This window comes from Streptomyces sp. NPDC005898, from assembly GCF_040629635.1.
In the GTDB taxonomy this organism is placed as follows: Bacteria; Actinomycetota; Actinomycetes; order Streptomycetales; family Streptomycetaceae; genus Streptomyces.
Genome location: NZ_JBEXWC010000004.1, coordinates 246,720 through 265,250, shown reverse-complemented (window position 1 = coordinate 265,250; position 18,531 = coordinate 246,720). Strand labels below are relative to the sequence as shown.

Here is an 18,531-nt window from a genome sequence, read left to right as displayed (position 1 = left end):
TCCCTACTTGCAGGGTTTCTTGGCGGCGTCCTTCTCGGCCTTGACCCGCTCTGCTTCCTGCATGGTCCGCTGATTTCGCCAACCGAGCTTTCTGACGGCGGTCCTGATCTGCGGCTTGAAGTGCTCTACCGCCTGCCGCTGCTTGTTCGAAAGCTCCGGTTGGTTGTGCAGGGGTTTGCCGTTCGGCCCGATCCTGACCTCGCGGCCCCCGCCACCGGTGACATGAGCGTGCGCCGGCCAGTCGACGTCGTACTCGTGCACGACGATTTTCACGCCGTGCTTGCTGACGTCGAGGAGGGAGAGGCCGAGAGGGTCGATCCACTTGACCGGATTGGAAACGTAGTTGTGCGGCGCGAAGCCACCGGCCAGACCGATCGGGTCCGGGGTGAGGTAGCGGGCGGTCTCGGGGTCGTAGTGCCGGAAGTAGTTGTAGTGCAGCCCCGTCTCGGGGTCGTGGTACTGGCCGGGGAAACGCAGGGGGGTGTAGGCGGTGGCGCCTCGGTTCCAGACCGTGGTGCCCCACAGGGTGGTCCTGGCGCGCCAGGCGATGCCGCCCTGTTCGTCGAGGAGTTCGGTCGGGGTGCCGACGAGGTCGGTGACGATGGCGTAGAAGCGGGCGTCCACCTCTGCGTCGGTGAGGTGTTTGCGCTCCGTCTGGGCCAGGGGGCACAGCCCGTCATGGTCCCACGTGAGGGTCACCGATTCCGGTGCGCCCGGGGTGTGGCTCGTCTGTTCGCAGAGGGTCAGGTCATCCCAGGTGAAGTCGGTCTGTTCCGCCACCCCCTGTTCCGTCACGCGCTGCTTGGACACTCGGCGGCCCAGGGGGTCGTAGAGGTAGCGCCACCTTGTGCCGTCGGGCGTCACGACGTACGTGAGGCGGTCCTCCGCGTCCCATTCGTAGTACCACGTATCGGGTCTGCGGGACAGGCGGGTCTTCTGACGCAGGATGGTGCGGCCCGCTGCGTCGTATGTGTAGCGGACGTTGCCCGCCGCGGTGACACGGGTGCCGGTGTACGCGCGGGGGCCTGTCGCCTCTTGACCTGGCATGGGGGCCGGCCAGGAGGCGTCGGTCTGGTTGCCCGCCGCGTCGTAGGCGTAGGTCTCCGTCCAGCCCGCCGCGTGGACCGCCAGGACTCGGCCCGCCGCGTCCAGATCGAACCGCCGCGCACCGTTGAGCTGGTCCCACATGCCGATCAGGTGATCGTCCGCGCGGTACGTGTACACACGCTGCTGGACAGGCTTGTTGGCCGGGCCGAGCAGTTCCTGCTTCGACAGGCGGCCCACGACGTCGTACACGTTTGTCAGGGTCAGGGCCTCACCGACCGAGCGGGTGAGTTCCCGGCCCGCCCCGTCGTACGTGAAGGCCAGTCTCTTCCCGGACGCGGTCAGCACGGTGTGACGGCCCGCCGCGTCGTACGTCCAGGTGCTCATCGCACCGGACGGTGTGGTGCGGCCGACGCGGCGGCCCAGTTCGTCATAGGTACTGGTCAGGGTGCGGCCGTTGACCGTCTCCGAGACCAGGCGGCCTGACCCGTCTCTCACCAGGGTGAGTGTCACGTCCGGGCTCACCGCCTCGGCGAGGCCGCCCGCCGCGTCGTACGTGTAGCGGGTGACCGCGGTGCCCGCCACGGTCTTCGTGACCGTCCGGCCCAGCGCGTCCCGCTCGAAGGTGATCTCGTCGCCCGTGGCCGTCGTACGGGACATCAACTGGCCCGCCGCGTCATGGGTGTACGTCAGCGTGCGGTCGTCGAAGTCCGTCTCCGCCATCAGGCGGCCCGCCGGGTCGTACTCGTAACGCCAGGTCAGGCCCTGCGGGTTGGTGACCTTGCGGAGCTGGAGCTGGGTGTCGTGCTCGAACGCGTGGCGCACGCCGTCGGGGTCCGTGCGAGCCGCGATCAGGTCGAAGTGCGTGTACTCGTGTGTCGTGGTCGCACCCATCGCGTCCGTGTGCGAGACGCAGTTGCCCTCGCCGTCGTACGTCCACGACTCCGACGAGCCGTCCGGCCCCGTACGCCGTGTCAGCCTGCCCTCGACCGTCCACTCCAGCCGCGTGACCGCGCCCGTGGGGTCCGTGATCGTGGTCGGGCGGCCGAAGGCGTCGAGTCCGTAGCGGGTCACCGCGCCCAGCGGGTCGGTGACTTCCAGCGGCAGGCCCGCCGCGTCGCAGCGCAACACGGTGGTGTGGCCGAGCGGGTCCATGAGGGTGGACACGGCTCCGGTGGCGTGGTGGGTGAAGCGGTGGGTCGCGCCGTCGGGGGCGGTCACGCTGGTGCGGTTGCCGCGCTCGTCCCATGTCTGGCGCTGGACGGCACCGTCCGGTCCGACGATCTCGACGAGCAGGTCGAGGTCGTTGTACACCGCCCTGGCATACGTGCCGTCGGGAGCACGGGTCGCGATCAGATTGCCGTGTTCGTCCCAGGTGTTCTCGGTGCGGCGCCCCAGGGCGTCGGTGCGCGCGAGCAGGTTGTCCCGGCTGTCCCACTCGGTGTGGACCGTGCCGCCCAGGGGGTCCGTCTCGGACAGGAGCTGGCTGAGTTCGTTGTAGCGGTAGACGGTGGTCCGGCCGAGGGCGTCGGTGTAGCGGGTCTCCCGCTCGTCGGGGCGGTACTCGATGACGCAGGCGAGGTGGCCTGCGGTGCTCTCACCGCGGACGCAGCGGTCCTCGTCGTCGTAGGTGAAGCGGTACCAGGTGTGGTTGCTGTCGGTCCAGGACGTGATGCGGGCACGGTCGTCGTAGTCCAGCCGCAGCCTGGGCCCGGCCGAACCGTGGACCTCGGCGAGATTGCCGACCTCGTCGTAGCCGTACGCGGCCACCAGCGTGCCGCCGGGGACGTCCTCGGCGGTGGTGCGGGTGCCCGGGGAGAGCAGGCGCAGCGCGGTGACACGGTGGTCGTCGGTGTCGACCTTCAGGTGGTAGCCGCCGGTGTGGCGGATCGCCGTGGGTGCGCCGGCGGGGTCGCGGTCGATGTCGACGCGGTTGCCGTTGCGGTCGGTGATGGCTCGCAGGGGCAGGACTTCGTGCCGTTCACCGGCCGTGGGCTCCCCGGCCGTTCGCTCGTCGTCCGCTGCGGGCGCCTTGTCCGCCGCATCCGCCGGGTCGGGTGCGAGCGGGTCGGGTGTGAGCGGGAGGAAGTGGCGGACGAGGCCGGTGTACGGGTCGGTGACCGTGACCGTGCCCGTGTCGGCCACGTGCAGCGGCAGGCGGGGGCCGTGGGCGGGCAGCACCGGTTCGCCGCCGGGTCCGGGGTGGGGGTAGGACAGCAGCTGGCCGTCCTCGGTGGCGTGGATCAGGCCCTCGTCGTCGATCTCGACCCGCTCGTCCAGCGTGGAGGCCCATGAGTCGCCGTACCAGTGGCCCCAGCGATACGTGGACAGGTGCGTCCGCTGGAGGACGAGGGGGAGGAGCCCCGGCAGGGCCACATCGGTCTGCTCCATGAGCATTTCGCCGGAGACCATGTCGATGGGGTCGCCGTTCTTGCAGCGGCCCTTGCTCGGCTTTGCCTTGCTCGCGACCTTCTTCATGCCGCCAGCGAGGGCCTTGCGGAGCCCCCCGGAGCGCAGTCCGCGGGCGGCGGCCTTCATGCCCTTGGCGAGTTTGGCGGCGGTGGTGATGCCCTTGGCGCCGGGGACGCAGTCCATGGCGGCGAAGGCCACGTCCAGCAGGCCCGCTTGGCCTTTTCGGTATTTGTTGAGGGTGTCGGCCAGGACGATCGCGCCGGCGACGATGACGATCGCGGCGAGGATGGGGCCGCCGACGATCATCGCGATGATGCCGACCACGGCGACGACGACCTTGCAGACCGCGACGATGCTGTCCCAGTTGTCCGAGACCCAGTCGCCGATCTCCTCCCACCACTTGCGGTTGCGGATACCGGCGTCGGACGCCTCGTCGATCTTCCGCTTGGCCGCCCCGGCCGCCTCCTCACGCATCTTGCGCGCATCAGCGGCCATCTTCTTCGCCGCCTCCAACGCGCTCTTGGCCGCGTCGACATCACCCTGCGCGGACTTCTGCGCCTTCTCGGCGGAGGCGGCGTTGCGGGTGGCGGCCTTGACCTTGTCCGGGTCGGGCTGGGGCACGTCCTTGCCCAGACTCTTGTCGTCCTTGTACTTGTCGGCCTCCTTGCCCGCCTTGTCCATCCAGGAGTCGGCCGAGGTGAGGCGGGACGTGGCGGAGGACAGGTCGGCCTGCGCCTCGCGGCCCTTGACCAGGGCCTTGTCGGCCAGGGCCTGGGCGCGCTCCAGCTCGGGCCAGTACGCGGCCAGCGCGTCCCCGGCCATGCCGTAGGACTTCTTGAGCTTCTTCAGCTTCTCGGGGGCCTTCTCGAACTTCTCCGTGAAGGCCTCGGCCGTCTTGCCCGCCCAGGTGAGGATCGCGTCCTCGCCCGCCATGCCCTTGATGTCCCGCAGCACCCTGCCGACGTCGTCGGAGAAGTCGTGCAGGTCCTTGGCCAGCTTGCGCACCCGGTGCGGATCACCCGGCGTCGGATCCTTCTCCAGGTCGAGTACATGCCAATCGGTCGGACGGTACGACACGTGAACTTCCCCCCGTTGATGTTGAACCGCGGCCGCCCTCCTGGTGGTGGTCGGCCGCCCCCCTATGGCCCCTGGCTGTCAGCCGCCCGAGGTGTCCAGTTCCGCGTCCTCGCCGACGCCCGCGCAGTCGTAGGGGTCCTTCAGCCAGCCGTCGGGCAGGACCACGCGGTTGTTGCCCGAGGTGCGGCCGCGGGGGCCGTCCGCGCCCGTGGGCCACGGCTGGTCGAGGTCCAGCTCGCCGAGGCCGTCCTCCAGCTCGGCGAGCGAGGAGGTGATCGCGAGGCGCTTGCGCATCTCCGAGCCGACCGCGAAGCCCTTCAGGTACCAGGCGACGTGCTTGCGGAAGTCGATGACGCCGCGCGACTCGTCGCCGATCCACTCGCCGAGCAGCGTCGCGTGGCGCAGCATGACCCGGGAGACCTCGCGCAGGGTCGGCGCCTGCGGGGCGCCCGTGCCCTCGAAGGCGGCCACCAGGTCACCGAAGAGCCAGGGCCGGCCGAGGCAGCCGCGGCCCACGACGACGCCGTCGCACCCCGTCTCGTCCATCATCCGGATCGCGTCCGCCGCCGACCAGATGTCGCCGTTGCCGAGCACCGGGATCTCGGGCACGTGCTCCTTGAGGCGGGCGATGGCGTCCCAGTCGGCCGTGCCGCCGTAGTGCTGGGCGGCCGTGCGGCCGTGCAGCGCGATGGCGGTGACACCCTCCTCGACGGCGATGCGGCCCGCGTCCAGGAAGGTGATGTGGTCGTCGTCGATGCCCTTGCGCATCTTCATCGTCACGGGCAGGTCGCCCGCGCCGGCGACCGCCTCCTTCAGGATGGCGCGCAGCAGGTTGCGCTTGTACGGCAGCGCGGAGCCGCCGCCCTTGCGGGTCACCTTGGGGACGGGGCAGCCGAAGTTGAGGTCGATGTGGTCGGCCAGGTCCTCTTCCGCGATCATGCGGACGGCCTTGCCGACGGTCGCCGGGTCGACGCCGTACAGCTGGATCGAGCGCGGCTTCTCCGTCGCGTCGAAGTGGATCAGCTGCATCGTCTTCTCGTTGCGCTCCACCAGGGCGCGCGTGGTGATCATCTCGCTGACGAAGAGGCCCTTGCCGCCGGAGAACTCCCGGCACAGCGTCCTGAACGGCGCGTTCGTGATGCCCGCCATGGGGGCGAGCACGACGGGCGGCTGTACGGTGTGCGGGCCGATCGTGAGGGGCTGGGACGGCATGGGTGCTCTCCGGGACGGACGACGGGACCCTCCATTGTCCCTCACTCGCCCGGCGCCCGTGACGACGGCTGCGACAGCTCCGCGAGCCGCTCCAGGCGCTCCTCCGTCTCGTCGTCCGCGGGGACGTACGCGATGAGGCGGTGCGCCCGCGCCACCGGGGCCGTCCAGAGCATGCGGTGCTCCAGCCGCAGCAGCCCCACGCGCGGGTGCCGGTACCGCTTGACGTGCGGGACCATCGTCGCCACCTCGTGCCGCTCCCACAGCTCGCGGAACTGTGCCGACTGAGCGAGCAGCCGGTCCCGCAGCTCCTTCCACCCGGGCTCCGCGCCGTGCTCGGTCATCGACGCGCGGAACTTGGCCGTCAGGTCGCGCAGCATCTCGTCCCGGTCCAGGCAGGTCTCGCGCCAGCGGCGGCTGGTGGCCAGGAGCCACAGGCAGTTGCGGTCGCGCGGTTCCATCGCGTCGAAGTCCCCGAAGACGTGCGTCCAGGAACGGTTGTGGGCGAGGACGTCGTAGCGGCCGTTCTGCACGGTGGCCGGATAGGGCGCGATCCGGTGCATCAGCCGGCGGACCGGCGCGGAGAGCGCCGGGCGCCCGGCCTCCGGGCGCGGGTCGACGGCGCCGGCGAGGGCGAAGAGGTGGGCGCGCTCGCCGGGGTCCATGAGCAGCGCGCGGGCGACGGCGTCCAGGACCTGCGCCGAGACCGTGATCGGCCTCGCCTGCTCCAGCCACGTGTACCAGGTGACGCCCACGCTCGACAGCTGCGCCACCTCCTCGCGGCGCAGCCCCGGGGTGCGGCGCCGGGGCCCGCGCGGCAGACCGGCCTGCTCGGGCGTCACCCGCTCGCGGCGGCTGCGCAGGAAGGCGGCGAGTTCCCGCCTGCGGATGTCGGCGCCGGCGCCCCTCGCCGCGCCCCCGGTCATGCTCGTGCTCGTGCTCGTGCTCGTGGTCATGGTCATGGTCGTCGTCACGGGGCAAGCCTGGCGGACCGCCCATCCCGTTTCCAGGTGCCTCCGGTACCAGGATGAAGACGCTCTGGTACCCCTCCGCCGGCCGCACGAGGGTCGTCGGCGTGACGCTCGCTGACCACTCACCGAAGACACCCGCGACCCCCGCCCCCGACCCCGCCCCGCTCACGCCCCTCGGCCTGTTCACCGTGCTGCTCGGCGCCGCCCTCTCCAGCATCGACTTCTTCGTCGTCAACGTCGCCCTGCCCGGCATCGGACGCGACCTCCGCGCCTCCCCCGCCACCCTGGAGATGGTCGTCGCCGGCTACGCGGTGGCCTACGCCGTGCTGCTCGTCCTCGGCGGGCGGCTCGGGGACACGTACGGCCGCAGGAAGCTGTTCCTGTGGGGCGTCGCCGCCTTCGGCCTGACCTCGCTGGCCTGCGGACTCGCGCCCGGCGTGTGGTGGCTGGTGGCGGCGCGCGCGGCCCAGGGCGCCGCCTCCGCGCTGATGCTCCCGCAGGTCCTCGCCACCCTCCACGCCACCACCCGCGGCGAGCGGCGCGCGAAGGCCGTCGCGGCGTACGGCTCCGTCAGCGGGCTCGGCGTCGTCCTCGGGCAGGTGCTCGGCGGGGTCCTGGTCGCCGCCGATCTCGCGGGGACCGGCTGGCGCATGGCGTTCCTGGTGAACGTGCCGGTGGCGGTGGCCGCCCTGCTCTGCGCGGTCCGCGCGGTGCCGGACAGCCGGGCCGAGCGGCCCCGGCGCGGCGACGTCGGCGGCACCCTGCTGCTGGGCGCCGCCCTCACCGCGCTGCTGCTGCCCCTCTCCGAGGGCCGGGCCACCGGCTGGCCCCTGTGGTCGGTGCTGCTGCTGGCCGCCGCGCCTCCGCTGGGCCTGGCGTTCACGGCCGTCGAGCGGCGGGCGGAGCGCACCGGGGGCAGCCCGCTGCTGCCGCCGTCGCTGCTGCGCGAGCCCGGTGTCCGCAGGGGGATCGCCCTCGGGCTGCCGATCTTCATCGGGTTCAGCGGCTGGATGTTCGTCACCGCGGTGACGCTCCAGCAGGGCCTCGGCTACGGCGCGCTCACGGCGGGCCTGACGCTCGTGCCCATGGGTCTCGCGCAGTTCGCCGCCTCGGTCCTCGCCCCGCGGCTGGCGTCGCGGCTCGGCGGCCGGGCGATGACGGTGGCGGCGCTCACGCACGGCTTCGGCCTGCTGGTGCTCGCCCTGACCGCCCTGTGGCTGCCGTGGCCCTCGCTCGGGCCGCTCGCGCTGGCTCCAGGGCTCGTCCTGTGCGGGCTCGGGCAGGGCGTCGAACTCGCCCTGTACTTCCGGCTCGTCCTGGCCGCCGTGCCGGCCGCGCGGGCGGGCGCCGGGAGCGGGCTCGCGGCGACCGTGCAGCAGTCGTGTCTGGCGGTGGGCGTGGCGACGATCGGCTCGCTGTTCCTCGCGCTCGTGCCGGGGCTCGGCATGCGGGACGCGTTCGTCGTCGTACTCGGGGCGCAGCTCGCGGGCCTGCTCGGGCTTGCGCTGCTGAGTCTGCGGCTGCCGCGACGGCTCGCCTAGGGGGTGGCCCGGAGCGTTACCGTCACTTGCATGGCCGATGAACTCACCTCCCGTCGACGGATGCTCGTCCTCGCGATCTGCTGCATGAGCCTGCTGATCGTCAGCCTCGACAACACCGTCCTGAACGTCGCCCTCCCCGCCATGCGCGGTGAGTTCGACGCGAGCGTCTCGGGCATGCAGTGGACGATCGACGCGTACACGCTCGTCCTCGCCTCGCTCCTCATGCTCGCGGGCTCGACCGCCGACCGGATCGGCCGGCGCAAGGTCTTCCGGGCGGGCCTGACCGTCTTCACCCTGGGCTCGGTGCTCTGCTCGCTCGCGCCGAACCTGGAGTCGCTGGTGGCGTTCCGCATGGTCCAGGCGGTGGGCGGCTCGATGCTCAACCCCGTCGCGATGTCCATCATCACCAACACCTTCACCGAACCGCGCGAGCGGGCCCGCGCCATCGGCGTGTGGGGCGGTGTCGTCGGCATCTCCATGGCGGCGGGCCCCCTCGTCGGCGGGCTCCTCGTCGACTCGGTCGGCTGGCGCTCGATCTTCTGGATCAACCTGCCCGTCGGCCTCGCCGCGCTCCTCCTGACCACGCGGTACGTGCCCGAGTCCCGCGCCCCGCACCCGCGCCGCCCCGACCCCATCGGGCAGCTGCTGGTGATCGGGCTGCTCGGCGCGCTGACGTACGCGATCATCGAGGCGCCCACGGCGGGCTGGACGTCCCCGCTGATCCTCTCCTTCGCGGGCGCCGCCCTGCTGGCCCTGCTCGGCCTGCTCCGCTACGAGCCGCGCCGCGCCGAGCCCCTGATCGACCTGCGCTTCTTCCGCTCAGCGCCGTTCACCGGGGCCACGGTGATCGCGGTGAGCGCGTTCGCGGCGCTGGCCGGCTTCCTCTTCCTGTCGACGCTGTACCTCCAGGACGTACGGGGCCTGGACGCGCTGCACGCCGGGCTGTGGATGCTGCCGATGGCGGCCATGACGCTGGTCTGCGCCCCGCTGTCGGGGCGGCTGGTCGGCAGCCGCGGGCCGCGCCTCTCGCTGCTGGTCGCGGGGGTGGCGATGACGGCGTCCGGGGTGCTCTTCGCCGCGTTCGAGGCGGAGGACACGGGCGGGACCCGGTTCCTCGGCTATGTCCTCTTCGGGCTCGGCTTCGGCTTCGTCAACGCCCCGATCACCAACACGGCGGTGGCCGGGATGCCGCGCGCCCAGGCGGGCGTGGCCGCGGCGGTCGCCTCCACCAGCCGCCAGATCGGCCAGACGCTGGGCGTCGCGGTGATCGGCGCGGTCCTGGCCTCGGGTGTGGCGTCGTCGTACGCGAGGGACTTCGCCGGGGCCAGCCGGCCCGCCTGGTGGATCATCGCGGGCTGCGGCCTCGCGGTGCTGCTGCTCGGGGCGCTGTCGAGCGGGCGCTGGGCCCGGGGCACCGCGGAGCGGACGGCCCAGCGACTGGAGCGGGAGCCCCAGCCGGTACGGGCCTGACGCCGCCCTGCCGGCTCCGCACCCGTTGGGCGTCGTGGCCGGTGATGAGAGGATCACTGCCTGTCCGGATCAGGACGTTGCTGGGTTCGCACGGCGGAGGTGTGCAGTGGGGATGGGAACGGTGGTCGTCACCGGGGCGGCAGGGAACATCGGCTCGGTCGTGCGCCGGGCGTTGCGCGGCGAGGTGAGCCGCCTGGTTCTGCTCGACCGCGTTCCGCTCCGTGCCGAGGCCGCGAACGAGGTGGTCCATACCGTCGATCTTCGGGACGCGGCGGCCGTCGAGACCGCGCTCGCGGGTGCGGACGCCGTGCTCCATCTGGGCGGCCTGCCGGACGAGGCGCCGCTCGAGCATCTGCTGGACGCGAACGTGCTGGGCACCCACCATGTGCTGGAAGCTGCCCGAAGGGCGGCGATTCCGCGGGTCGTGCTGGCCAGCAGCAACCGCGTGAGCGGGTTCTATCCCACGGCCCATCGCACTGACCCGCGGCAACCCGTGCGCCCCGACGGCCTGTACGGGGTGAGCAAGGCAGCCGTCGAGGCCCTGGGGCGGCTGTATGCGGACAAGTTCGACGTCTCCGTGATCTGCCTGCGCATCGGCAGCTTCGAGGAGGCGCCCACCGAGTCGCGCCACCTGGCGACCTGGCTCAGCCCGCGTGACGCCGTCGGTTTCTGCCGCGCCGCGCTGACCGCCCCGCTCTCCACGCGCTTCGCCACGGTGTACGCCGTCTCCGCCAACACCCGCCGCTTCTGGGAACTCCCCGCGGAGTCCGAACTGGCCTACACGCCCATCGACAACGCCGAAACACATGCATCGCACATCACCGACGCCGACGTCCCCGCCGATCCCGAAGCCCCGCAGGCCGGCCCGTATGCCCGGCCCGAGTTCACGTTGAAGCACATCCGGCCCTGACCGGCACCCGGTTCGCGGCGGCGCGGCATGATCGACCCGGTTCAGCGCCCGTCCCGGTCCGGCCGGTGCTCCACGTACTCGATCACCGTGCCGTCGGCATGGCGTGCCGTGAAGCCGGAGCCCGTGGGGACGGCGATCAGCGGCTCCGTGATCTCGGCGCCCTCGGCCGCCAGGCGCTCCAGATAGGCCCGCGCCGAGTCGACGAGCAGCGTGCCGTCCGTCGCGCGGAAGGGCGCCAGTGTCTCCTCGGTGCCCTCGATCAGGAGGAACGGGCCGACGGCGGCCAGGGCGAGTCGCTTCTCCGGGTACGTGAACCACATGTCCCGTTCCGTGCTCAGCAGGCGCTCGTACGAGGCGGCCAGGGCGTCCAGGGTGCCGGGGCCGGTGTAGACGCGGACGAAGGGGCGGGGCCGCGCCAGGTCGGAGGAGTCGTTGCGGCGGCGCCACATGGTGGGCGTGGCGGGTGCGTGTGCGCTCTTTTCGGTCATGGAGGCAGCCTCCATCGTGCCGGGCGCCCCGGCCAGACAGGCGTCCATGGGGATGAGCCCAGGTCATAGGCTGGGCGGCATGGGGACAGTGGCTGCGGCGCACGAGGCGGCACTACGGCGGGAGTTGGGCGGCTTCCTGCGGGCCCACCGCGAACGGCTGGCGCCCGCCGACGTGGGGTTGCCGGCCACGCGGCGCAGGCGTACGTCGGGGCTGCGCCGGGAGGAGGTCGCCGCGCTGTCGGGGGTCTCCGTGGCGTGGTACACGTGGCTGGAGCAGGGGCGGGTGGACGCCTCGCGGCAGGTCCTGGACGCCGTGGCCCGCGCCCTGCGGCTCGGTCGGGAGGCGCACCGGCACGCCCTGGCCCTCGCCGGCTTCACCGCCCGGCAGCCGGACGGCGACGACGCCGGCGACCCCGGTCTGCGGGCGGTGCTCGACAGTTGGCCGGACAGCCCGGCCCTGCTGCTCGGGCCCGCGCTGGACATCCTCGCCTGGAACCGCGCGTACGCGGCGCTGTGGCCGGACCCCGGCGGCTTCCCCGAGGAGCGGCGCAATCTGCTGCTCCTGCTGGTCCGCGACCCGGATCACCAGCGGTTGCTGCCCGCCTGGGAGCCCGTCGCGATGGACCTGTACCGGCATGTGCGCACCCGCGCCGACCGGCGCCCGCACTCCCCCGCCCTCCAGGGCGTCACGGCCCGACTGCGCGCCGAGCGGCCGGACTTGGACCACTGGTGGGCCTGCCGCTCGGTGGGCGACTTCGCCTCGCGGACGGTGGAGATCACCCCGCCGGACGGCTCGGGTGCGCCGCCGCGCGCGTACGGCATGACGCTGCTCCGCGCGCCCCGGCCGAGCGGCGCCGTCCTCCTCGTACAGACCCCGAAAACACAGACCCCGGAGACAGAGGCCTCGGAACGCGCCGGGCCCCCGGCTCCATGAGCGGAACCGGGGGCCCGACGTCACGCGCCGTGGGTCAGCAGCCCACGAGGCGCGTCGCGAGGTAGCCCTCGATCTGGTCGAGGGAGACCCGCTCCTGCTTCATCGAGTCGCGCTCGCGCACCGTCACGGCGTTGTCGTCGAGGGTGTCGAAGTCGACGGTCACGCAGTACGGGGTGCCGATCTCGTCCTGGCGGCGGTAGCGGCGGCCGATGGCGCCCGCGTCGTCGAACTCGATGTTCCAGTTCTGGCGCAGCGCGGTGGCCAGGCCCTTGGCCTTGGGCGACAGCTCCGGGTTCCGGGACAGGGGGAGCACCGCGACCTTCACCGGGGCGATGCGGTGGTCGAAGCGCATGACCGTGCGCTTCTCCAGCTTGCCCTTGGCGTTGGGCGCCTCGTCCTCGAAGTAGGAGTCGAGCAGGAAGGCGAGCATGGTGCGGCCGACACCGGCGGCGGGCTCGATGACGTACGGCGTGTAGCGCTCGCCCGCCTCCTGGTCGAAGTAGGAGAGGTCCTGGCCGGACGCCTTGGAGTGCGCGGTCAGGTCGTAGTCGGTGCGGTTGGCGACGCCTTCCAGCTCGCCCCACTCGTTGCCGCCGAACTGGAAGCGGTACTCGATGTCAGCGGTGCGCTTGGAGTAGTGGGAGAGCTTCTCCTTCGGGTGCTCGAACCACCGCATGTTCTCCTCGCGCAGGCCGAGGCCGGTGTACCAGTTCCAGCGCTGCTCCATCCAGTACTCCTGCCACTGCTCGTCCTCGCCCGGCTTGACGAAGAACTCCATCTCCATCTGCTCGAACTCGCGGGTGCGGAAGATGAAGTTGCCGGGCGTGATCTCGTTGCGGAAGGACTTGCCCATCTGCGCGATGCCGAACGGCGGCTTGCGGCGGGAGGTCTGCTGGACCTGGGCGAAGTTGGTGAAGATGCCCTGGGCGGTCTCGGGGCGCAGGTAGGCGACGGAGCCGGTGTCCTGCGTCGGGCCGAGGTGCGTGGCGAGCATGCCGGAGAACTGCTTGGGCTCGGTGAACTGGCCCTTGGTACCGCAGTTGGGGCAGTTGACGTCCGCGAGGCCGTTGGCCGGCGGGCGGTTGTGCTTGGCCTCGTAGGCCTCTTCCAGGTGGTCGGCGCGGTGGCGCTTGTGACAGGAGAGGCACTCGGTGAGCGGGTCGGAGAAGGTCGCGACATGGCCGGAGGCCTGCCAGACCTCGCTCGCCAGGATCACCGACGAGTCGATGCCCACGACATCCTCGCGCGAGGTGACCATGTAGCGCCACCACTGGCGCTTGAGGTTCTCCTTCAGCTCGACGCCCAGCGGTCCGTAGTCCCAGGCGGCGCGCTGGCCGCCGTAGATCTCGCTACAGGGGAAAACGAAGCCACGGCGCTTGCTCAGGCTGACGATGGTGTCGATCTTGTCGGCGGCCACGGTGCTCTCTTCATAAGACGGTGGGCGAGGCGAATGCCTCAGGTTACCGGCGGCCCGGCCCCCCTAATCAAATCGGTTCCCCCCAAGCCGCTTCGGGCCCCTGCCGCCGAGCCTCCGCCGGGCCTCCGCAGGACCCCCGCCGGGAGCATTATTGACAATCGTTTCCACATTTGTTGAAAATGAGTGTCATGAACGTACGACGACGCCTCATACCCACCGCCGCCCTCGCCTCCGCGACGGTCCTCGGCCTCACGGCGCTGACCGCCTGCTCCTCCACCGCGGACGACAAGGACGGCAAGCTCGACGTGGTGGCGTCGTTCTACCCCATGCAGTACCTCGCGGAGCGCATCGGCGGCGACCACGTCTCGGTCACCACCCTCACCGAGCCCGGCCAGGAGCCGCACGACCTCGACGTCTCCGCCAAGCAGCGCGGGCAGCTGGAGGAATCGGACGTCGCGCTGTACCTCAAGGGCCTGCAGCCCGCCGTGGACAAGGCGATCGACCAGTCCGGGATCGACACCAAGGTCGACGCCGGCTCCCTGACCGGCATGGAGAAGCACGGCACCGAGGTCGGCGGGCACGCGCAGGGGCACGAGGAAGAGGGTCACGAGGGCCACGGCCACGACCACTCCCACGAGGGCGCCGACCCGCACATCTGGCTCGACCCGGTGAAGTACGCCGAGGTCGCCGAGGGCGTCGGCAAGGCCCTGGAGAAGGCCGACCCCGACCACGCGGCGACGTACAAGAAGAACACCGCGAAGCTGGTGAAGGACCTCGATGGCCTGAACAAGAGCTACGAGGACGGCCTGAAGAACACCAGGAACAAGGTGTTCATCACGACCCACGCCGCCTTCGGCTACCTCGCCGAGCGCTACGGCCTCACCGAGGAGGCCATCAGCGGCCTGGACCCCGAGGCCGAACCGAGCGCCAAGCGCGTCAAGGACCTCCAGAAGATGGCCGAGGAGGACGGCGTCACCACCGTCTTCTACGAGACGCTCGTCAGCGACGAGACCGCCAGGACCCTGGCGAAGGACGCGGGCCTGCGGACTGATGTACTCGACCCGGTCGAGGGCATCACCGGCAAGTCCAAGGGCGAGGACTACATCCAGGTCATGGAGTCCAACCTGAAGGCCCTGCGCAAGGCCCTGGGCGCCAAATGACCCCACCCCCTGTGGCTACGGAGGCACGAGCCATGAGCAAGCACGCCACGTCCGCGGACGGGGACGCCGTCATATCCCTGCGCAAGGTGACGGCCGAGCTGGGCTCGCGTCCCGTGCTGCGCGGCATCGACCTCACGGTGGGGTGCGGCGAGGTCGTCGCCCTGCTCGGCGCCAACGGCTCGGGCAAGTCCACCGCCGTGCGTTCGATCATCGGCCAGGTGCCGGTGTCCGGCGGCGACATAGAGCTCTTCGGCACCCCGCGCCGCCGCTTCCGCGACTGGGCCCGCGTCGGGTACGTCCCGCAGCGCACCACCGCCGCCGGCGGCGTCCCGGCCACGATCAGCGAGGTCGTCGCCTCCGGGCGGCTGTCCCGCGCCCGCTTCGGCGTGCTCCGCAAGGCCGACCGGGAGGCCGTCGCCCGCGCCATCGAGCTGGTGGGCCTCGGCGAGCGCGCCAAGGACTCCGTGAACGCGCTCTCCGGCGGCCAGCACCAGCGGGTCCTGATCGCCCGCGCGCTGGCCTCCGAGCCCGAGCTGCTGATCATGGACGAGCCGATGGCGGGCGTCGACCTGGCCAGTCAGGAGGTCCTCGCGGCCACCTTGCGCGAGCAGGTCGCCAAGGGCACCTCGGTCCTGCTCGTCCTGCACGAACTGGGCCCCCTGGAGCCGCTGATCGACCGCGCCGTGGTCCTGCGCGACGGCTGCGTCCTGCACGACGGGCCGCCCCCGCGGGCGGTCGGCCAGCACGCCCTGCCGGGCCACGACCACGTCCACCCGCACGCCGCCGACGCCGAGCCGGTCCGCACCGGCCTGCTCACCTGAGGACCCTGGCGATGGAAATCCTTGAGTACGCCTTCATGCAGCGGGCCCTGCTCGCCGCCGTCCTGGTCGGCATCACCGCGCCCGCCGTCGGCATCTACCTCGTCCAGCGCCGCCAGGCGCTGATGGGCGACGGCATCGGCCACGTCGCGATGACCGGCGTCGGCCTCGGCTTCCTGCTCTCCGCGTCCCCGGTGTGGATGGCGACGGCCGTCGCGATCGTCGGCGCCGTGGTGATGGAGCTGATCCGCTGGTACGGCAAGACGCGCGGCGACATCGCCCTCGCCATGCTGTTCTACGGCGGCATGGCGGGCGGCGTGATGTTCATCAACCTCGCCCCCGGCGGGTCGAACGCGAACCTCCAGTCGTACCTCTTCGGCTCCCTCTCGACGGTCTCCGAGGAGGACGTCAGCGCGATCTGCCTGCTCGCCGCCTTCGTGGTGCTGGTCACGGTGGGCCTGCGCCGCCAGCTCTTCGCGGTCAGCCAGGACGAGGAGTTCGCCCGCGTGACCGGGCTCCCGGTGCGCGCCCTGAACCTGCTCACCGCCGTCACCGCCGCGGTCACGGTGACCGTCGCCATGCGCGTGGTGGGCCTGCTCCTGGTCTCCGCGCTGATGGTGGTGCCGGTGGCGGCCGCCCAGCAGCTCACCCGGAGCTTCGCGGCGACGTTCGCGATCTCCGTGGCGATCGGCGTCGCGGTGACGATCGGCGGCACGGCCACCTCGTACTACCAGGACGTGCCGCCGGGCGCGACGATCGTGCTGCTGACCATCGGGGTGTTCATCGCCCTCACGGTCCTCGCGACGCCGCTGGCCAGGCGCAGGGCGCGGGCCGCGGCCGCCGCGCGGGCGGCCGGGGATCCGGCGGAGTGCTCGGTGCCGGCCCAGCCGGTGGCCAGGACCTGACCCCGGTCCGGGCCGACCTGGCACAATGGCCCGGCAGGCCCAGACCAGAGCGCAGACGCGAGGAGACAACCGTGGGAGCCCCGGTTCGAGGCAGATCCACCCGCCAGCGCGCGGCGGTGGCCGCGGCACTCGACGACGTGGACGAGTTCCGCAGTGCGCAGGAGCTGCACGACATGCTCAAGCACAAGGGCGACTCGGTCGGTCTGACCACGGTCTACCGCACGCTCCAGTCACTGGCCGACGCCGGCGAGGTGGACGCGCTGCGCACCAGCGAGGGCGAGACGGTCTACCGCCGCTGCTCGACCGGTGAGCACCACCACCACCTGGTGTGCCGCCTGTGCGGCAAGGCCGTCGAGGTGGAGGGCCCCGCCGTCGAGAAGTGGGCGGAGGCCATCGCCGCCGAGCACGGCTTCGTGAACGTGGCGCACACGGTGGAGATCTTCGGCACCTGCGCGGAGTGCGCGAGCAAGTAGGCATACGTACGAAGGGGCCCGCGCCGTCACTGTGACGGCGCGGGCCCCTTCGTGTGCGCGCGGGCGCGGTCAGCTCTCGGCGATCTGCTGCTCGTTCGGGACGGCACCGCCGAAGCGGCGGTCGCGCGAGGCGTACTCGAGGCAGGCGCGCCACAGGTCGCGACGGTCGAAGTCCGGCCACAGCACGTCCTGGAAGACCATCTCGGCGTACGCGCTCTGCCACAGCAGGTAGTTGGAGGTCCGCTGCTCGCCGCTGGGCCGCAGGAACAGGTCCACGTCCGGCATGTCCGGGTAGTACAGGTACTTCGCGAAGGTCTTCTCGCTGACCTTGGACGGGTCGAGCCGGCCCGCCCGCACGTCCTCGGCGAGGGCCTGGGCGGCGTCGGCGATCTCGGCGCGCCCGCCGTAGTTCATGCAGAAGTACAGGGTCAGCTTGTCGTTGTCCTTGGTCTGCTCCTGGGAGATCTCCAGCTCCTTGGCGACCGACTTCCACAGCTTCGGCATCCGGCCGACCCAGCGCACGCGGATGCCGAGCTCGTCCAGCTGGTCGCGGGTCTTGCGGATGAAGTCACGGTTGAAGTTCATCAGGAACTTCACCTCGTCCGGGGAGCGCTTCCAGTTCTCCGTGGAGAAGGCGTACAGCGAGATCGCGCCGACGCCCATCTCGATGCCGCCCTGGAGGACGTCCAGGACGCGCTCGGCGCCCACCTTGTGCCCCTCGGTGCGCGGCAGACCGCGCTCCTTGGCCCACCGGCCGTTGCCGTCCATGACGATGGCGACGTGCTTGGGCACCAGCTCGCCGGGGATCTTCGGCGGCCGGGCGCCCGTGGGGTGCGGCTCGGGGGTGGCGTACTCACGGCGGGACCGTCCGAGGATTCCGCGTCGTGCCATGGGGCTCTCTCTCCTACGTGACTTCAAGGGGGTGCTGCTCAGCTTTTCTCTACGTACCGCAGTGAGCGCAGGCCGCGCTCCAGGTGCCAGTGCAGATAGGCCGAGACCAGCCCGCTGCCCTCGCGCGCGTGCCGCGCCTCGCACGCGTCCGCCGTCGCCCAGTCGCCGGTGAGCAGCGCGCCGAGCAGGGTCAGGGCCTCCTGCGACGGTACGACGCTGCCGGGCACCCGGCAGTCGACGCAGACGGAGCCGCCCGCCGCGACCGAGAAGAAGCGGTTCGGTCCGGGCAGGCCGCACTTGGCGCAGTCGCCGAAGCTCGGCGCGTAGCCGTTCACCGCCAGGGAGCGCAGGAGGAACGCGTCCAGGACGAGGTGCGGCGCGTGCTCCCCGCGCGCGAGGACGCGCAGCCCGCCCACCAGCAGCAGATACTGCTGCACGGCGGGCTCGCCCTCGTGGTCGGTGAACCGTTCCGCCGTCTCCAGCATGGCCGTGCCGGCGGTGTAGCGGGCGTAGTCGGCCGCGATCCCGCTGCCGTACGGCGCGATGGTCTCACTCTGCGTGCACAAGGGGAGCCCGCGTCCGACCAGCTCGCTCCCGCGCGCGAAGAACTGCACGTCGACGTGGGAGAAGGGTTCGAGCCGGGCCCCGAACTTCGACTTGGTGCGCCGCACCCCCCGCGCCACGGCGCGTACCCGCCCGTGACCGCGCGTGAGCAACGTGATGATCCGGTCCGCCTCGCCCAGTTTCTGGGTGCGCAGCACGATGCCGTCGTCGCGGAACAGACTCATGGGGCCATTCTCGCGCACGGCGG

The 18,531-nt window shown here is 71.7% G+C and carries 15 protein-coding genes; 8 read left to right on the top strand and 7 right to left on the bottom strand.

The window, feature by feature from the left end:
• Positions 1-3: 3 nt before the first annotated feature.
• The 3 genes from ABZ385_RS08485 to ABZ385_RS08475 all read right to left on the bottom strand — a co-directional run bounded on the left by ABZ385_RS08485 (position 4) and on the right by ABZ385_RS08475 (position 6,668).
• A complete protein-coding gene (locus tag ABZ385_RS08485) occupies positions 4-4,533 on the bottom strand; it encodes an RHS repeat-associated core domain-containing protein (RefSeq protein ID WP_358910482.1) in 4,530 nt (1,509 codons plus the stop codon).
• Positions 4,534-4,611: 78 nt separating this feature from the next.
• Positions 4,612-5,745, bottom strand: a complete 1,134-nt coding sequence (gene dusB / locus ABZ385_RS08480) for a tRNA dihydrouridine synthase DusB (RefSeq protein WP_358589028.1) — start codon at positions 5,743-5,745, stop codon at positions 4,612-4,614.
• 41 nt (positions 5,746-5,786) lie between these two features.
• Complete coding sequence (locus tag ABZ385_RS08475; RefSeq protein ID WP_358910597.1) at positions 5,787-6,668, bottom strand: helix-turn-helix transcriptional regulator; 882 nt, start codon at positions 6,666-6,668, stop codon at positions 5,787-5,789.
• Positions 6,669-6,769: 101 nt separating this feature from the next.
• Here ABZ385_RS08475 and ABZ385_RS08470 point away from each other — a divergent pair, with 101 nt between their 5' ends.
• The 3 genes from ABZ385_RS08470 to ABZ385_RS08460 all read left to right on the top strand — a co-directional run bounded on the left by ABZ385_RS08470 (position 6,770) and on the right by ABZ385_RS08460 (position 10,634).
• Entirely contained in the window at positions 6,770-8,254 is a 1,485-nt protein-coding gene (locus tag ABZ385_RS08470; RefSeq protein ID WP_358589030.1) for an MFS transporter, read from the top strand.
• 30 nt (positions 8,255-8,284) lie between these two features.
• Positions 8,285-9,724 (top strand): MFS transporter, encoded by a 1,440-nt coding sequence (locus tag ABZ385_RS08465; RefSeq protein ID WP_358910480.1) that lies wholly within the window; start codon positions 8,285-8,287, stop codon positions 9,722-9,724.
• A gap of 112 nt (positions 9,725-9,836) precedes the next feature.
• Positions 9,837-10,634 carry an NAD(P)-dependent oxidoreductase gene (locus tag ABZ385_RS08460; RefSeq protein ID WP_358589051.1) on the top strand — a complete coding sequence of 266 codons (798 nt, stop codon included), beginning with the start codon at positions 9,837-9,839 and terminating at the stop codon, positions 10,632-10,634.
• Positions 10,635-10,675: 41 nt separating this feature from the next.
• Here the strand turns inward: ABZ385_RS08460 and ABZ385_RS08455 are convergent, their stop codons facing one another.
• Positions 10,676-11,122, bottom strand: coding sequence for a hypothetical protein (locus ABZ385_RS08455; protein WP_358589034.1), 447 nt, complete (start codon positions 11,120-11,122; stop codon positions 10,676-10,678).
• 79 nt (positions 11,123-11,201) lie between these two features.
• Here ABZ385_RS08455 and ABZ385_RS08450 point away from each other — a divergent pair, with 79 nt between their 5' ends.
• On the top strand, positions 11,202-12,056 hold the full coding sequence (locus tag ABZ385_RS08450; RefSeq protein ID WP_358910478.1) for a helix-turn-helix domain-containing protein: 855 nt from the start codon (positions 11,202-11,204) through the stop codon (positions 12,054-12,056).
• 34 nt (positions 12,057-12,090) lie between these two features.
• On the opposite strand, the gene ABZ385_RS08445 is transcribed toward ABZ385_RS08450, so the two are convergent.
• A complete protein-coding gene (locus tag ABZ385_RS08445; protein WP_358589038.1) occupies positions 12,091-13,473 on the bottom strand; it encodes a glycine--tRNA ligase in 1,383 nt (460 codons plus the stop codon).
• A 188-nt stretch (positions 13,474-13,661) separates the two neighbouring features.
• Here ABZ385_RS08445 and ABZ385_RS08440 point away from each other — a divergent pair, with 188 nt between their 5' ends.
• From ABZ385_RS08440 to ABZ385_RS08425, 4 genes are all read left to right on the top strand, one after another.
• Positions 13,662-14,633, top strand: a complete 972-nt coding sequence (locus ABZ385_RS08440) for a metal ABC transporter substrate-binding protein (RefSeq protein WP_358589040.1) — start codon at positions 13,662-13,664, stop codon at positions 14,631-14,633.
• Between the two features lie 32 nt (positions 14,634-14,665).
• A complete protein-coding gene (locus ABZ385_RS08435) occupies positions 14,666-15,454 on the top strand; it encodes a metal ABC transporter ATP-binding protein (protein WP_358910476.1) in 789 nt (262 codons plus the stop codon).
• A gap of 11 nt (positions 15,455-15,465) precedes the next feature.
• Positions 15,466-16,356, top strand: a complete 891-nt coding sequence (locus tag ABZ385_RS08430) for a metal ABC transporter permease (protein ID WP_358589044.1) — start codon at positions 15,466-15,468, stop codon at positions 16,354-16,356.
• Positions 16,357-16,427: 71 nt separating this feature from the next.
• Positions 16,428-16,829 (top strand): transcriptional repressor, encoded by a 402-nt coding sequence (locus tag ABZ385_RS08425; RefSeq protein ID WP_358589046.1) that lies wholly within the window; start codon positions 16,428-16,430, stop codon positions 16,827-16,829.
• 69 nt (positions 16,830-16,898) lie between these two features.
• On the opposite strand, the gene ABZ385_RS08420 is transcribed toward ABZ385_RS08425, so the two are convergent.
• Both ABZ385_RS08420 and recO read right to left on the bottom strand, forming a co-directional pair.
• Complete coding sequence (locus ABZ385_RS08420) at positions 16,899-17,720, bottom strand: isoprenyl transferase (RefSeq protein ID WP_358586423.1); 822 nt, start codon at positions 17,718-17,720, stop codon at positions 16,899-16,901.
• A 38-nt stretch (positions 17,721-17,758) separates the two neighbouring features.
• A complete protein-coding gene (gene recO, locus ABZ385_RS08415; RefSeq protein WP_358586422.1) occupies positions 17,759-18,508 on the bottom strand; it encodes a DNA repair protein RecO in 750 nt (249 codons plus the stop codon).
• Positions 18,509-18,531: the final 23 nt, after the last annotated feature.

Coding starts and splice junctions, on each gene's coding strand:
- dusB (WP_358589028.1), bottom strand. CDS start 5,745: ATGCCGTCCCAGCCCCTCACGATCGGCCCGCACACCGTACAGCCGCCC.
- ABZ385_RS08475 (WP_358910597.1), bottom strand. CDS start 6,668: ATGACCGGGGGCGCGGCGAGGGGCGCCGGCGCCGACATCCGCAGGCGG.
- ABZ385_RS08470 (WP_358589030.1), top strand. CDS start 6,770: ATGAAGACGCTCTGGTACCCCTCCGCCGGCCGCACGAGGGTCGTCGGC.
- ABZ385_RS08465 (WP_358910480.1), top strand. CDS start 8,285: ATGGCCGATGAACTCACCTCCCGTCGACGGATGCTCGTCCTCGCGATC.
- ABZ385_RS08460 (WP_358589051.1), top strand. CDS start 9,837: ATGGGAACGGTGGTCGTCACCGGGGCGGCAGGGAACATCGGCTCGGTC.
- ABZ385_RS08455 (WP_358589034.1), bottom strand. CDS start 11,122: ATGACCGAAAAGAGCGCACACGCACCCGCCACGCCCACCATGTGGCGC.
- ABZ385_RS08450 (WP_358910478.1), top strand. CDS start 11,202: ATGGGGACAGTGGCTGCGGCGCACGAGGCGGCACTACGGCGGGAGTTG.
- ABZ385_RS08440 (WP_358589040.1), top strand. CDS start 13,662: ATGAACGTACGACGACGCCTCATACCCACCGCCGCCCTCGCCTCCGCG.
- ABZ385_RS08435 (WP_358910476.1), top strand. CDS start 14,666: ATGAGCAAGCACGCCACGTCCGCGGACGGGGACGCCGTCATATCCCTG.
- ABZ385_RS08430 (WP_358589044.1), top strand. CDS start 15,466: ATGGAAATCCTTGAGTACGCCTTCATGCAGCGGGCCCTGCTCGCCGCC.
- ABZ385_RS08420 (WP_358586423.1), bottom strand. CDS start 17,720: ATGGCACGACGCGGAATCCTCGGACGGTCCCGCCGTGAGTACGCCACC.
- recO (WP_358586422.1), bottom strand. CDS start 18,508: ATGAGTCTGTTCCGCGACGACGGCATCGTGCTGCGCACCCAGAAACTG.